13 protein-coding genes (1 of these 13 running past the window's edge) are annotated in these 14454 nt (G+C 73.5%); 7 read left to right on the top strand and 6 right to left on the bottom strand.

What is annotated here, in order from left to right; genetic code table 11:
* Positions 1 to 45: 45 nt before the first annotated feature.
* Complete coding sequence (gene ilvD / locus CP973_RS37280) at positions 46 to 1896, top strand: dihydroxy-acid dehydratase (RefSeq protein ID WP_150248872.1); 1851 nt, start codon at positions 46 to 48, stop codon at positions 1894 to 1896.
* Between the two features lie 34 nt (positions 1897 to 1930).
* On the opposite strand, the gene CP973_RS37275 is transcribed toward ilvD, so the two are convergent.
* Complete coding sequence (locus CP973_RS37275) at positions 1931 to 4327, bottom strand: protein kinase domain-containing protein (protein ID WP_150248869.1); 2397 nt, start codon at positions 4325 to 4327, stop codon at positions 1931 to 1933.
* Positions 4328 to 4486: 159 nt separating this feature from the next.
* Between CP973_RS37275 and CP973_RS37270 the strand changes: the two genes are divergently transcribed.
* On the top strand, positions 4487 to 4882 hold the full coding sequence (locus tag CP973_RS37270) for an SH3 domain-containing protein (protein WP_208853373.1): 396 nt from the start codon (positions 4487 to 4489) through the stop codon (positions 4880 to 4882).
* 75 nt (positions 4883 to 4957) lie between these two features.
* Positions 4958 to 5476, top strand: coding sequence for a hypothetical protein (locus CP973_RS37265; protein ID WP_150248866.1), 519 nt, complete (start codon positions 4958 to 4960; stop codon positions 5474 to 5476).
* Between the two features lie 84 nt (positions 5477 to 5560).
* Here the strand turns inward: CP973_RS37265 and CP973_RS37260 are convergent, their stop codons facing one another.
* Positions 5561 to 6082 carry a nuclear transport factor 2 family protein gene (locus tag CP973_RS37260; protein ID WP_425282059.1) on the bottom strand — a complete coding sequence of 174 codons (522 nt, stop codon included), beginning with the start codon at positions 6080 to 6082 and terminating at the stop codon, positions 5561 to 5563.
* Between the two features lie 105 nt (positions 6083 to 6187).
* Here CP973_RS37260 and CP973_RS37255 point away from each other — a divergent pair, with 105 nt between their 5' ends.
* A complete protein-coding gene (locus CP973_RS37255) occupies positions 6188 to 7003 on the top strand; it encodes a class I SAM-dependent methyltransferase (RefSeq protein ID WP_150248863.1) in 816 nt (271 codons plus the stop codon).
* A 91-nt stretch (positions 7004 to 7094) separates the two neighbouring features.
* Here CP973_RS37255 and CP973_RS37250 read toward each other — a convergent pair whose 3' ends face one another.
* The 3 genes from CP973_RS37250 to CP973_RS37240 all read right to left on the bottom strand — a co-directional run bounded on the left by CP973_RS37250 (position 7095) and on the right by CP973_RS37240 (position 10778).
* The gene (locus CP973_RS37250; RefSeq protein ID WP_150248859.1) at positions 7095 to 8504 is read right to left on the bottom strand and encodes a M1 family metallopeptidase; all 1410 of its coding nucleotides are present in this window, start codon (positions 8502 to 8504) and stop codon (positions 7095 to 7097) included.
* Between the two features lie 205 nt (positions 8505 to 8709).
* Positions 8710 to 10197 (bottom strand): SulP family inorganic anion transporter, encoded by a 1488-nt coding sequence (locus tag CP973_RS37245; protein WP_150248856.1) that lies wholly within the window; start codon positions 10195 to 10197, stop codon positions 8710 to 8712.
* Positions 10198 to 10364: 167 nt separating this feature from the next.
* Entirely contained in the window at positions 10365 to 10778 is a 414-nt protein-coding gene (locus tag CP973_RS37240; protein ID WP_150248853.1) for a hypothetical protein, read from the bottom strand.
* A 212-nt stretch (positions 10779 to 10990) separates the two neighbouring features.
* Here CP973_RS37240 and CP973_RS37235 point away from each other — a divergent pair, with 212 nt between their 5' ends.
* The 3 genes from CP973_RS37235 (at position 10991) to proC (ending at position 13878) form a co-directional block, all read left to right on the top strand.
* Positions 10991 to 11818 (top strand): ABC transporter ATP-binding protein, encoded by an 828-nt coding sequence (locus CP973_RS37235; RefSeq protein WP_150248850.1) that lies wholly within the window; start codon positions 10991 to 10993, stop codon positions 11816 to 11818.
* 118 nt (positions 11819 to 11936) lie between these two features.
* Positions 11937 to 12695: an ABC transporter permease gene (locus CP973_RS37230; RefSeq protein WP_150248847.1), complete on the top strand. Its 759-nt coding sequence runs from the start codon at positions 11937 to 11939 to the stop codon at positions 12693 to 12695.
* A gap of 373 nt (positions 12696 to 13068) precedes the next feature.
* Positions 13069 to 13878, top strand: a complete 810-nt coding sequence (proC, locus tag CP973_RS37225) for a pyrroline-5-carboxylate reductase (RefSeq protein WP_150248844.1) — start codon at positions 13069 to 13071, stop codon at positions 13876 to 13878.
* Between the two features lie 85 nt (positions 13879 to 13963).
* Here proC and trpS read toward each other — a convergent pair whose 3' ends face one another.
* On the bottom strand, positions 13964 to 14454 hold the 3' end of the coding sequence (gene trpS / locus CP973_RS37220) for a tryptophan--tRNA ligase (RefSeq protein WP_150248842.1). It continues 508 nt past the right edge of the window; only the last 491 of its 999 coding nucleotides appear in the window; the start codon falls outside the window, past its right edge — the gene reads right to left on this strand; the stop codon is at positions 13964 to 13966.

Raw genomic sequence — 14454 nt, 5'->3', positions numbered from 1 at the left:
CTGGGCGTACGAGAGACGTACACGCACCCGAGGGAGTGGATCCACGTGCCCGAGCTGAGGTCCCGCACCGTCACCCATGGCCGCAACATGGCCGGCGCCCGCGCGCTCATGCAGGCGTCGGGCGTAGCGCGCGAGGACTTCGGCAAGCCCGTGATCGCGGTGGCCAACAGCTTCACCGAGTTCGTGCCGGGCCACACCCACCTCCAGCCGGTCGGCCGGATCGTCAGCGAGGCGATCAAGGAGGCCGGCGGCATCGCCCGCGAGTTCAACACCATCGCGGTGGACGACGGCATCGCCATGGGCCACGGCGGCATGCTCTACTCGCTGCCGTCCCGCGACCTGATCGCCGACTCCGTCGAGTACATGGTCGAGGCGCACTGCGCGGACGCGCTGATCTGCATCTCCAACTGCGACAAGATCACCCCGGGGATGCTGATGGCCGCGATGCGGCTGAACATCCCCACCGTCTTCGTCTCCGGCGGGCCCATGGAGGCCGGCCGCGCCACCCTCGTCGACGGCACGGTCCGCAAGCTGGACCTGGTCAACGCCATCGCCGACGCGGTCGACGAGAACGTCTCGGACGAGGACATCCTCCGTATCGAGGACAACGCCTGCCCGACCTGCGGCTCCTGTTCCGGCATGTTCACCGCCAACTCGATGAACTGCCTGACCGAGGCCATCGGCCTGTCGCTGCCCGGCAACGGCACGGTGCTGGCCACCCACACCGCCCGCCGGGCGCTGTACGAGAACGCCGGCCGTACGGTCGTGGAGATCACCAAGCGGTACTACGACCAGGACGACGCGACCGTGCTGCCCCGCAGCATCGGCTCCCGCGCCTCCTTCGAGAACGCCATGGCCCTGGACATCGCCATGGGCGGCTCCACCAACACGATCCTGCACCTGCTGGCCGCCGCCCAGGAGGCCGGTCTCGACTACGGCCTGGAGGACATCAACGCGGTCTCGCGCCGGGTGCCCTGCCTGGCCAAGGTCGCGCCGAACGTCGCGCCGGGCGGCACGTACTACATGGAGGACGTGCACCGGGCCGGCGGCATCCCCGCCATCCTGGGCGAGCTGTACCGGGCCGGGCTGCTCAACGAGGACGTGCACACCGTGCACAGCGCCTCGCTCGCCGACTGGCTCAAGACCTGGGACGTGCGCGGCGGCTCGCCGTCCCCCGAGGCCGTCGAGCTGTGGCACGCGGCCCCCGGCTGCAAGCGCTCCGCCACCGCCTTCTCCCAGTCCGAGCGCTGGGACAGCCTCGACCTGGACGCCGAGGGCGGCTGCATCCGCGACTTCGCCCACGCCTACTCCGCCGACGGCGGCCTGGCGGTCCTCAAGGGCAACCTCGCCGAGGACGGCTGCGTGGTGAAGACCGCGGGCGTCGACGAGTCGATCTGGACGTTCGAGGGCCCGGCCGTGGTCTGCGAGTCGCAGGAGGAGGCCGTCGAGAAGATCCTCGGCAAGCAGGTCCGGCCGGGTGACGTGGTCGTCATCCGCTACGAGGGCCCCAAGGGCGGCCCCGGCATGCAGGAGATGCTCTACCCGACGTCCTTCCTCAAGGGCCGCGGCCTGGGCAAGGTGTGCGCGCTGGTCACCGACGGCCGGTTCTCCGGCGGCACCTCCGGCCTGTCCATCGGCCACGCCTCGCCCGAGGCGGCCTCCGGGGGCACCATCGCCCTGGTCGAGGACGGCGACCGGATCCGTATCGACATCCCGAACCGCGCCATCGAACTCCTCGTCCCGGAGGCCGAGCTGACGGCCCGCCGGGAGGCGCTCGGCGGGGTGTACGCGCCGAAGCAGCGCGAGCGCAAGGTCTCGCAGGCGCTGCGCGCCTACGCGGCGATGGCCACCAGCGCCGACAAGGGCGCGGTGCGCGACGTGACGAAGCTGGGCTGACCGGCGTAACGACGCGTCGGGAGCCCCGTCCGCCTCACCAGCGGGCGGGGTTCTCCGCGTCCGCGGCGAACACCGAGCCGTCCGGCGCGGCCGCGTAGATCCGGCCGTGCCGCGGGTCCGGCAGCGGCGCGGGCAGCTTCTCCAGGTAGCCGCTGCGTCCGGTGGCCAGCCGGGGCGGCGTCTGGCCGAGCAGCGCGCCGCGCCGGGTGTCCACGGCCAGCAGCCGGCCGTCGGCGCCGGTGAAGTACAGCCGGTCGCCCCGCGGGGCGAGCACCGGCGCGGAGGCCCGGCTGACCGAGGTCTCCATGGTCCAGTGCCGGTCGCCGACCGCCTGGAGGGTGCCGCCGGCCGCGAGCACGTACGCCGTCTCGCCGCGCACCACGGCCGCCGCGTCGTCCACCGGGGCGGCCAGCGGCAGCCGCCGTACCCGGTGCGTACCGGGGTCGTAGCGGACGACGGCCGCGGTACGGGTGACGATCAGCGGGTCGGCGGCGGTCAGGTACACCGAGCCGGACGCGCCCGAGCCCACCACGGTGAGCGAGCCGGGCAGCCGCCGCTCCCAGCGGACCGTGCCGTGCGCCGGGTCGATCGCGGTGACCATGGTGGTGGCGCCGTCGGCCGCGACGGTGGCCGCGTAGGCGGTACGGCCGTCCCCGTACGCGGTGAACTGCCCCAGCGGCTGCGCCGGGAAGCGCTGGTGCCACAGCTCCCGGTGCGTGGCGCTGTCCAGGGCGGTGACCATGCCGTCCGCCGACGTCAGCAGCACCGCGCCGCCCACGAACCGGACTTCGGGGTCGTACCCGGCCAGCCCCTTGCTCCAGCGCGTCGCGCCCCGCCCGCCGGGCGACGGATCGAGCGCTTCCAGCCGCTTGCCGTCGGGGGACCGTACGTAGAGCAGCCCGCCGGAGAGGACCGGGGCGCTCGGCGGGGTGTCGCTCTCGCGCACCGGCTCGCTCGCGCGGCGCCATGTCACGGTGCCGTTCCCCGGATCGACCCGCGCGGCCTTCAGGCCCCGCTCGACACAGAAGAGGGCGGAGGTGTCGGCGGAGGCGCCGTACGCGCAGAAGGGCATCTCGGCCGGGTGGCCGGCGGGCCGCTGGACCAGTGGAGTGTGCCAGGGGCGGAAGGCCGCGGCGGTGCCGCCGGTGGTGTGCGTCTGGAGGGCCGGCTCGTCGTCGGGGCCCAGCATCCGCACGCCCGCGAAGATCCCCGCACCGGCCAGCACCGCCGCCACGGCGGCCCAGGCGGCCCAGCGGCGGCGGACGCCACGCCCGGCGCGGCCCGCGTCCTCGTCCTCCGGAGGGGCGGCGGCGACCGGCTGCGCGGCCCCCGCGTCCGCCGTCTTCCCCGCCTCCGCTTCGGATTCCGCTTCCGGCGCTTCGGGTTCCGCTGGCGGCTTCCGGCCCCGTACGTGCGTCGCCTCATCCCGCTCCGGCGCGGCGGACGGCACGGGCGCCGGGACGACCCGTACCGGCTCCTGTGCGGCCCCGCCCACGGACTCCGGCGCGGCCCCGCCCACGGACTCCCGCTGAGCCGGTACGCGCACGCCCTCCGGAGCGGCGGCGTCCGCGAACAGAACGCCCAGATCGTCGTGGATCTCCGTGGGCACCTCGGTGTGCAGCATCCGCATCAGCACGTCCGGCGTCGGCCGGTCGGACGGCCGCTTCGCCAGGCACGTGCGGATCAGCGGCGCCAGATCCTCCGGAACACCCGTCAGATCCGCCTCGTCGTGCACCACCTGGTACGCGACGATGTACGGACTCTCCGAGTCGAACGGCCCCCGCCCGGTCGCCGCGTGCACCAGCACCGACCCCAGCGCGAAGACATCCGCCGCCGGGCCCACCTCGCGCGGGCGCTGGAACTGCTCGGGCGCCATGAACGGCGGCGTACCGATGAGCTTGCCGGTCTCGGTGCGCATCTCGCTGTCCGAGGGGCGCGAGATACCGAAGTCGATGACCTTGGGGCCGTCCGCGGCGAGCAGCACGTTGCCGGGCTTGAGGTCGCGGTGCACCACGCCCGCCCGGTGGATGTCGCGCAGCGCCTCGGCCAGGCCCGCGGCCAGCCGCCGCACCTCGGCGGGCGCCAGCGGCCCGTTGCGCTTGACGTGCTCGCCGAGGGTCGGGCCGGGGATGTAGAGGGTGGCCATCCAGGGGCGCTCGGCGTCCGGGTCGGCGTCCACGACCGGCGCGGTGAACGCGCCGCTCACCCGCCGCGCCGCCGCCACCTCCTGCCGGAACCGGCCGCGGAACTCGGGGTCCTGGGCGAACTCGGCGTGCACGACCTTCACCGCCAGGCGCAGCCCCGACGACGACCGCGCCAGGTGCACCACGCCCATCCCGCCGGAGCCCAGGCGCGCGTCCAGGCGGTACCGGCCGGCGTACTGCGGACGTTCCGCTTCCGGGTCCGCCTCGGAACCGCGCAGCGGCGGCATCTTCCACCCCCGTGTCCATGAGCCGCGGATGCGACGCACGGAGCCTAGTCGATGGTGCGTACGGGACAGGTGAGGCTTGCTAGCGTGCGCGTTGCACCGGCCGCGGCCCGCGGCCCGGTCCGCGACACCGGAACCAGAGCATCCAACGGGGGAGCACGCATGAGCGGCACACAGGAGAACACCGTCGGCACGGCAGGCGGCACCGGCGGCGTCGGCACCGGCGCGGACGGGGCCGCGGTGGTCGCGGAGGCGGAGGCGGTCACCGAGGCCGAGGGCGTGGCCGCCGAGGCGATGGCGGCGACCGCGGCCACCTACCAGGTCGCGCCCGGCCACCGTGTCAACGTCCGCAGCGGCCCGAGCACCGGCGCCTCCCTCGTACGGCAGCTCCCGTACGGCGCACGGGTCGCCATCCGCTGCCAGCGCCGCGGCCAGCGCGTCAGCGGCCCGTACGGCACCACCGACATCTGGGACTGCATCGCGCCCGGCCAGTACGTCTCGGACAGCTACGTGCACACCGGCAGCGACGGCTTCGTGGCGCCGAACTGCGCGAACTGAGCGCCCGGGCCGGGCGGCGACCGCCCGGCCCACCGCCTCCCCGGGCACCCCGGTCCACCAGGGATAATCGACCCCATGAGCGACGACACACGGCCCGCCCCGGACCGGTCCGGCCCCGAGCCGGCCCCGATCCGCTTCTTCGGGACGACCTGGGTGCACCACGACGGCGGCTACGGCCTGCGCCGGGCCGGGGTCGCCGCGGGCTCCCTGGTGCTCGCCGCCGCCGGCGCCGCGGTGCTGCGCTTCGCCTTCCAGGGCCTGGAGATCGCCGAGGTCGGCTCGTTCCTGAACGCCCTGGTCGTGGCCTGCTTCGCGGTGTGCAGCACGGTCGCCTTCCGCCGTACGTGGGAGCGCCTGACCCGCCCCGCCGCCGAGGTGGCCGCCAACCGCCCGGCCGACCGCTCCGCGCAGAGCCTGCAGCTCATCGGTTTCATCGGCTCGCTGCTCGCCTACTTCTGCCGCGCCCTCGTCGAGGCGCCGGGGGAGAAGGTACGGCGCGCCGAGTACGAGGAGGAACGCGCGCGTTACGAGCGCCGCCAGAAAGCGCGTACGGGCAACCCGGCGGCCAAGAAGACGAAGAAGAAGCGCGGCTAGTCGCGGCCGGGACGGCGCGGCCGGGACGGCGGGCGGCCAGGGCGGGGCCAGGGTGGGCCGCGACCAGGGCAGTGCGCGCCCGGCTCAGCTCCCGGGAGTGCAGGCCGCGGCGATGGCCAGGCTGTCCTCGTAGACGTGATGCCGCACGATCGCCCCGTCCCGCACGGTGAAACGCAGCGCGAACGGCGACCGGAAGGCCTTGCCGGTGGCCCGGACCGTCCCCCACAGGTGTCCGGTCAGCACCGCCTCCGGCCCCGAGACCACGAGCGCGTCGACGGACGCGCCGCCCGCGCCCGGCACGGTGTGCTCGCGCAGTTCACGCCAGTGCGCGGCGACGTCGTCCCGCGTCGCGCGCGGCCGCAGCCACGGCACCACCGGGTTGTCGGCACACATCCAGTCGACCTGCTCCGCGTAGTGCGCGGCGATGCGCTCGGGTGTCGCTCCGGAGTCGGCGACCGTGGCGAGATAGGCGTCGACGGCGGCGCGCGTCGCGGCGCTCTCGTGCTCCGTTCCGGCGTGCTCTGTTGCCGCGTTCTTCGTTCCCGTGTTCATCGTTCCCGCCGGGACGCCGGTTTCTGTGGTTTCCGGGGCTTCAGTGCTGTTCATGCGGGCGATGCTGCCGCCCGCCCGGCTCCCCGTCGATTACGTCACAGGTAATGCGGCAGGTCATGGTCATGGCCATGGCTCCGCCCGGCCCGGCACCATGCCCGTATGCCTCAGCCGACGTCCCGCCCTCCGGCGCACCCGGATCTGGCCCGGTCCTTCGACACCGTCGCCGCGCAGTACGCCGCCGCCCGCCCCGGCTACCCGCCCGCCCTGTTCGACGCCCTCGAAGAACTGACCGGCCACCCGCTCTCCGGCTCCCGGGTCCTGGACGTGGGCGCCGGTACGGGCATCGCGACCCGGCTGCTGGCGGCGCGCGGCGCCCGTGTCACGGCGGTGGAGCCGGGGGCCGCGATGGCCCGCGAACTGCGCTCCGCACGCCCCGGCACGCCTCTCGTCCGCGCCCTCGGCGACGCCCTGCCGTTCGCGGACGACGCGGGATTCGACCTCGTCACGTACGCCCAGTCCTGGCACTGGACCGACCCGGCCCGCTCCGTCCCCGAGGCGATGCGGGTGCTGCGGCCCGGTGGCGCGCTCGCCGTCTGGTGGAACGTGCCGGACCCGCGCGTGGAGTGGGTCGGGGAGCAGGAGGCCCGGCTCAAGCGCGCACTGCCCGGCTACCACGCGCACAGCGTCGCCCCCGAGGCCCCGGGCCTGATCACCGGCCTCGGCCTGGGCCTCGAACCCGTACTGCGCGAGCTGAGCTGGAGCCGCCGGGTGCCGCTGGAGACCCACCTCCGGATGCTCGGCAGCCGCTCCTACTTCGCGGCGATCGGCCCCGAGGCCGCCCGGCCCATCCTGGCGGCCGAGCGCGCCGAACTGCTCCGGGTGTTCCCCGACGGAACGGTCGAGGAACGGTACGCCCTCGATGTGACCGTCACGCTCCGGCCCGCCGGACAGCCCGGCGGACGGCCCCTCCCGTAAGGCCGTCCCCCCGTAAGGCCGTCCCCCCTAAGGCCGAGCCCCGTAGGGCCGCCACCGTAGGGCTGCCTCCCGTAAGGCCGCCCCGCCCACCTCAGTACTCCCAGTCCGGCTTCCCGTCCCCGTACAGCCAGTCGTCGAAGAGGTCCGTCAGGTCGACGTCCGTACGGTCCGCGCAGAAGTCGATGAACTGCTGGGTGTCGGCGCTGCCGTGCCGGTGCTCCGCCGGCCAGTCCTTCAGGATCGAGAAGAAGACCTTGTCGCCGACGGCCTTGCGGAGCTGCTGGAGGACCATGCCCCCGCGCTTGTAGACGGGGTCGCCGGTCACGTTCTCCGGGCCGCCGGGGTCGCCGGGCGGGAAGCCCCAGACCTTCTCGTCGTCCTCGTCCGTCTCGTACAGCGCGTCGAACTGCTGCTGTGCCGTACGACCGCCCTTGTCCTCCTCCCACAGCCACTCCGCGTACTGCGCGAACCCCTCATTGAGCCAGATGTCCCGCCAGGTCTTCGGCGTCACCGAATCGCCGAACCACTGGTGCGCGGTCTCGTGCACGAGCGTGCCCTCGTCCGGCGCCCCGGCGTAGACCGGCTTGGTCTGGGTCTCCAGCGCGCCCCAGTCGACCCGTTCGGGCGTGTGGTCGACGATCGCCCCGGCGCTGGAGAACGGATACGGGCCGAACCGTTTCACCGACCAGTCCAGGATCGCGTCCAGCCGCTCCAGCGGCCCCGCGCTCTCCTTGGCCTCCGCCGGGTCCACCGCCGTGTACACGGGCAGCCCGCTCTTCGTCCGCGACTCCTTGACGGTGAACTTCCCGATGGTCGCGGTGGCGAGGTAGGAGGCCATCGGCTCGCCGTTGTGCCACTCGAAGGTCGTCCGCCCCTTCGCGGACTTCCGGCCGCGCAGCTCGCCGTTGGCGACGGCGGTGTACCCGTCCGGCACGGTGATCCGGAAGTCGTACGCCGCCTTGTCGCCCGGGTGGTTGTTGCCGGGGAACCACGTCATGGACCCGGCCGGCTGGCCCGCCACGAACGCCCCGTCCTCCGTGCGCACCCAGCCCTCGGTGGCGCCGTCCTCGTCCGTCATCTCCTCCGGCGTGCCGTCGTACTCGACGGTCGTACGGAACGCGGCGCCCTTCTTCACCGTCTTCGGCGGCCGGACGGTCAGCTTGTGGCCCTTGCGCGAGAACTCGGCGTCCTTGCCGTCCACCCGCACGCCCCGCACCTTCATCCCCTGGAGGTCCAGCTTGAAGGAGGCGAGGTCGGCCTGTGCGGTGGCGCCGATCTCGGCGGTGGCGTCGAGGGTGCCGCCGCGTACGTCGTAGGCCAGGTCGAGCCCGTAGTGGCCGACGTCGTACCCGCTGTTGCCGAGGGCGGGGAAGAGCGGGTCGTGCACGCTGCCCGCGCCCTCCGTGCCGTCCAGCCGGGACGCGCTCGTACAGGAGGACAGCAGCAGGGCGACGGAGAGCGCTGCGGTCGCACCGCAGGAGCGGAGAGGCCGGCGGATCACGGGGCTCCTCAGGTCGTCGGACGATGGATCAAGCTCTCCGACCTTAGGCTTTTTGGCCCCGCAACGCCGCCCCCTTCCGCTTGACGATGATTGTCCGCGCTGGTGTTTCGGATGCCTTATGTCCGGATGCCTTGTGTCCGAACGGCTTATGTCCGAACGGCTTATGTCCGATGGCTTATGTCCGGATGCCTTATGTCCGGATGCCTTATGTTCGGATGTCGGTGCCGGTTCCGGCGTCCACCGTTTCCGGCCCGTCCCCCGGCCGCCGCCGCTCCGCCCAGCTGCCGAGCGCCGCCGCGCAGGCACGGTCCAGATGGCGCAGCCCGGAGAGGTCCAGCACCACGGCACGATCGCGCGGCAGCGCCTCCAACTGGTCCAGCAGCCTGGGTAGGCGCAGGAACGTGGCGTTACCCAGGGCGCGCACACGGATGGGCCCCGCCCCGGGCCCGCGGTCCTCCAGCCCGGACACCTCCAGGTGCGCGTGCGAGGTCTCCCAGGCGGTCTTCGCGACCGCCATCAGCAGCCCGATGACGACACCCTCGAACATGTTGGTCACCACGATCGCCACCGCCGTTCCCACGAGCACGACGGCCTCGCCCCGGTGCTCCCGCCACAGCGGCACGAAATCCCGTACGGGAACGAGCTTCCAGCCCGCGTGCACGAGCACCCCCGCCAGCGCAGCCAGCGGCACGACGCCCAGCGCCGCCGGGAACGCCGCCGCGAACAGCAGCAGCCACACGCCGTGCAGCACCCGCGAAGCCTTGGTGCGCGCGCCTGCCCGCACGTTCGCGGAACTGCGCACGATGACCGCGGTCATCGGCAGCGCGCCGAGCAGCCCGCACGCCGCGTTGCCCGCCCCCTGCGCCATCAGCTCCTTGTCGTAGTCCGTACGCGGCCCGTCGTGCAGCCGGTCCACGGCCGCCGCGCTGAACAGCGACTCGGCGGACGCGATGAGCGCGAAGGCCAGCACGGTGCCGACCGCGCCCACCTCCGCCAGCCGGGCGAAGTCCGCACCGCCCGGCGGCTGTACGGCGGACAGCAGCCCCGCGACCTCCACCCGCGCCACCGGCAGCCGGAGCACGGCGACGGCGACGGTGGCCAGGAGCACGGCCGCGAGCGGCGCGGGCAGGACACGGGCCGCCCGCCGCCAGCGCGGCCACAGTGCCAGTACGGCGATGGTGCCGACGCCGATCGCCGCCGCGGTCAGCGCCTGGTCCGACCAGATCGTGTCGGCCGCCAGCTCCGGCAGGCCCCCGAGGTTGGCCAGGCCGCTGCCGGGCGCCTCGGCGTCGGTGAGCGCGTACAGCTGACCGGCGATCAGCACCAGCCCGATGCCCGCGAGCATGCCCTGCACGACGGCCACGGAGATCGCGCGGAACCACCGCCCCAGCCGCAGCGCCCCCATGACGAGCTGCAGCACCCCGGCCGCCAGCACCAGCGCGCCCAGCGCGCTCAGCCCGAACTCCCGCACCGCCTCGTACACGAGGACGGTCAGACCGGCCGCCGGACCGCTCACCTGAAGGCTGCTGCCGGGCAGGAGGCCGGTGAGCAGCCCGCCGACGATGCCGGTGACGAGTCCGAGTTCGGCCGGGACGCCGGAGGCGACGGCCACGCCGACGCACAGCGGCACGGCGACCAGGAAGACGACGAGGGAAGCGGTGAAGTCGGGGCGTATGGCCATGATTTTTCGCATGCTGCTGCCTCCAGCGCGTTGCGGTGGACCGCACGGCGCGGACGTGCGCCGTGCGGGGAAAGGGACGGGTGTCCGGATCGGTCCGTGAACTGTGTGCTGCGCGTGCGGGCAGGGGGACGGCCCGTGGGGTGCCTGGCGAGCCGGTGTCCGGCGGCCGGCGGGTGCGCTCAGCAGCGGAAGGCGTGGTGACTGACGGGCAGTTGGCCCGACCTCGTCAGGGGGACGGCGCGGTTGCCGGTGACCGGCGCGGTCGGCGACGGCCGCTCGGCGGGCGGAACCGTCGGGTCGCTCGTGCACCTGGTCCGGCCGCCGGGCCGGGAGACCGGTACGCCGGCTGTGGAGCGGGCGGTGCGGGCGGCGCGTCCGGTCGGGCAGCGCTCGGCCGCCGGGTCCTCCGGGTCCGCCGGGCCGCCGTCTTCGTACGCGTACGACGCCACAGCCGCCCGTACGCCGCCCCGGACAGCCTCCGCGCCCCCGGCCGTCACCGTGGTCCGGCTCTCGGCCATCCGCCCGTACACCCACTCGCCACCGACCGGGAACGCCAGCAGCGCTGCCACGACGAACAGCAGCACGCGGCGCATGGCGTCAGCCCTCTCTTCCGGCACGGATGGTTGGGCGGTCAACTTCATTCTGTCCAGGGGGTCATGACTTTGCGCGAGTCGCTGTGTAACCGTCATGTAAACGCTGAGTCAGCGATAAGGAGCGGTCGATTCCGATCGCTACGGCGCCCGCCGGAGTGCGCCCGCCGCGCGGACACCTTGACGCCCCGGGCCGTCCGCGCAATATTCAACACATGATGAATTACGGTCGTGCCCCGGCCGGTACGGCCTCCGCCGCCCCGACCGCCCCCGCCGCCGTCCGGGCCCGCGCCCTCACCGTCGTACGCGGCCGCCGCACCGTCCTGGACGACCTCGCCTTCGACGTCCCGCACGGCCTGATCACCGGGCTCCTCGGCCCCTCCGGCTGCGGCAAAACCACCCTGATGCGCGCCGTCGTCGGCACCCAGGCCAAGGTCGGCGGCACCCTCGACGTACTCGGCCGCCCCGCGGGGCACGCCGGTCTGCGCCCCCGCATCGGCTACGTCACCCAGGCCCCGTCCGTATACGGCGACCTCACCGTCCGCCAGAACCTCGACTACTTCGCCGCCGTCCTGCACCCGGGACGGGCCGCCCGCGCCACCCGCCGGGAGCAGGTGCGCCGCGCCATCGAGGACGTCGCCCTGACACGGCACGCCGACGCCCTGGCCGGCAACCTCTCCGGCGGCCAGCGCAGCCGCGTCTCCCTCGCCGTCGCCCTCCTCGGCACGCCGGAACTCCTCGTCCTCGACGAACCCACCGTCGGCCTGGACCCGGTGCTCCGCCGTGACCTGTGGCAGCTCTTCCACCGCCTCGCCACCGAACGCGGCGCCACGCTCCTGGTCTCCTCCCACGTCATGGACGAGGCCGAGCGCTGCGACCGGCTCCTCCTGATGCGCGAGGGCCGCATCCTCGCCGAGGACACCCCCGACGCGCTGCGGGCCCGTACCCGTACGGACACCGTCGAGGCGGCCTTCCTCCACCTGGTCGACGCGGCCACCGCGGCCGAACACGCCACCGCCCACACCGGGGACCGGCCCGCATGACCACCCCACACCGAGGACCGGCTCTCATGGCCGCCCCACACCGGGGACCGGCCCGCATGACCACCCCACACGGCCACCCCGTACGACCGCCCGGCATGACCACCCGAGGAGCGCCCGCATGACCACGGCAGCGCCGCCCTTCTCCGGGGCCCGCGCCCTGGCCACCGCCGCCCGCGTGCTGCGCCAGCTGCGCCACGACCCGCGCACCATCGCCCTGATGCTGATCGTCCCCTGCGTGATGATCGCCCTGCTGCGCTACGTCTTCGACGCGCGTCCCCGGACGTTCGACAGCGTCGGCGCCTCGCTGCTCGGCGTCTTCCCGATGATCACGATGTTCCTGGTGACCTCCATCGCCACCCTCCGCGAACGCACCTCGGGCACCCTCGAACGCCTCCTCGCCATGCCCCTCGGCAAGGCCGACCTCCTCGGCGGCTACGCCCTGGCCTTCGGCGCCCTCGCCGTCGTCCAGTCCGCCCTCGCCACCGCCCTGTCGATATGGCTGCTGGACCTGGACGTCAGCGGTTCCCCCTGGCTGCTCCTCCTGGTCGCCGTCCTGGACGCCCTCCTCGGCACCGCCCTCGGCCTCTTCGTCTCGGCCTTCGCCTCGTCCGAATTCCAGGCCGTCCAGTTCATGCCCGCCATCCTGATGCCGCAGCTCCTTTTGTGCGGCCTGTTCACCCCACGCGACACGATGCAGCCGGCCCTCAAAACCCTCTCGGACATCCTCCCGATGTCCTACGCGGTGGACGGCATGACCGAACTCCTCACCCACCCCACCATCACCACCACATTCCTCCGCGACATCACCATCGTCACCGCCTGCACATTCGCGATCCTGGCTTTGGGGACGACTACGTTGCGGCGGCGTACGGGGTGAGGGCGGTCCGTACGAGGTACGGACCGCCCGGGCTCATCCGGTCGGAATTCGCCGGGGGGGGGAATCATCCCGGCCACATCAAGCTGCGGCTCGGGGGCCCTCAGTCAGATCAAGCCGCGGTTTGGGGACCACCCCAGCCAAAACCCGCTGCGGTTGGGGGCCATCCCAGCCAAAACCAGCCCGTCCGGCGTTTGAGGACGAGCCCGCCGGGCGATCACGGCGTTCAATCCCACCCCCGCTCCACCGTGCCCACAACGTGAACACCCCCGCCCAGCAAACCCCCACGATGCGACGATGACCGAGCACCAACAGAAGGCCGGCCGCCCCGCGGCCACCAGACCCCCGAAGCCCCACCGGCGAGGTGAACCGCAACATGACCCAGAAGGTCGCCGTACTAGGCACCGGAAAAATCGGCGAAGCCCTCCTCAGCGGCATGATCCGTGGCGGCTGGGCCCCCACCGACCTCATGGTCACCGCCCGCCGCCCCGAACGCGCCGACCAGCTCCGTACCCGCTACGGCGTCACCCCCGTGACCAACGCCGAGGCGGCCAAGTCCGCGGACACCCTCATCCTGACCGTGAAGCCGCAGGACATGGGCGCCCTCCTCACCGAGCTGGCCCCGCACGTCCCGGCCGACCGCCTCGTCATCAGCGGCGCCGCCGGCATCCCGACCGCCTTCTTCGAGGAGCGGCTGCCCGCGGCCACCCCCGTCGTACGCGTCATGACGAACACCCCCGCCCTCGTCGACGAGGCCATGTCCGTCATCTCGGCCGGCACCCATGCCACCGCCGCGCACCTCACCCGAGCCGAGGAGATCTTCGCCACCGTCGGCAAGACGCTGCGGGTCCCGGAGTCCCAGCAGGACGCCGCGACCGCCCTCTCCGGCTCGGGCCCGGCGTACTTCTATTTCCTGGTCGAGGCGATGACCGACGCCGGCATCCTGCTCGGCCTGCCGCGGGACAAGGCCCACGACCTGATCGTGCAGGCCGCGATCGGCGCGGCGACCATGCTCCGGGACAGCGGCGAGCACCCGGTCACCCTCCGCGAGAACGTCACATCGCCCGCCGGCACCACCATCAACGCCATCCGCGAGCTGGAGAACCACGGCGTACGGGCCGCCCTGATCGCCGCCCTCGAAGCGGCCCGCGACCGCAGCCGCGAACTCGCCTCCGGCAACGGCTGACCCACTCCGTACGCCCGGGAACCGGCCTTGCGCCTACTACGCGCAGTACGCCCAAGGCCGGCCTCCACCCCACCGGGACCCGGGCTCACCCCACCGGCAGCAACCCCACCCCCCGATACGCCGCGTCCACCCGCGGCCGCGCCATCTCCCGCGCCCGCCCGGCCCCGTCCCGCAGGACGGAATCCACGTACCCCGGGTCCGCCACCAGCTCCGCGTGCCGCTCCCGCACCGGCCGCAACAGCTCCACCACCGCCTCGGCCGTGTCCTTCTTGAGCGCGCCGTACGAGTCGTACGCACCCGCCAGCTTCTCCGGATCGCCCCCACCGCACGCCGCCAGTACGTCCAGGAGGTTCGCCGTCCCGGGCCGCCCGGCCGGGTCGTACACGAGGTCCGGCCCGGCATCCGCCACCGCACCCATGACCTTCTCGCGCACCGCTTCCGCCTCGTCGAGCAGATGGACGACCCCCGCCCCGCGGGCGTGCGACGTGCCCATCGCCGAAGTCGGATCCTGGAGATCCCGCACCCGCACGCCCACCACCGGACGCGTCGCCTTCGGCACCACGAAGGTCCGTCCGT

Origin of the sequence: Streptomyces albofaciens JCM 4342, assembly GCF_008634025.1 — a bacterium.
GTDB classification, from domain to species: domain Bacteria; phylum Actinomycetota; class Actinomycetes; order Streptomycetales; family Streptomycetaceae; genus Streptomyces; species Streptomyces albofaciens.
Note: the sequence above shows the minus strand (reverse complement) of the source record. Positions and strands in the feature narration are given on the sequence as shown.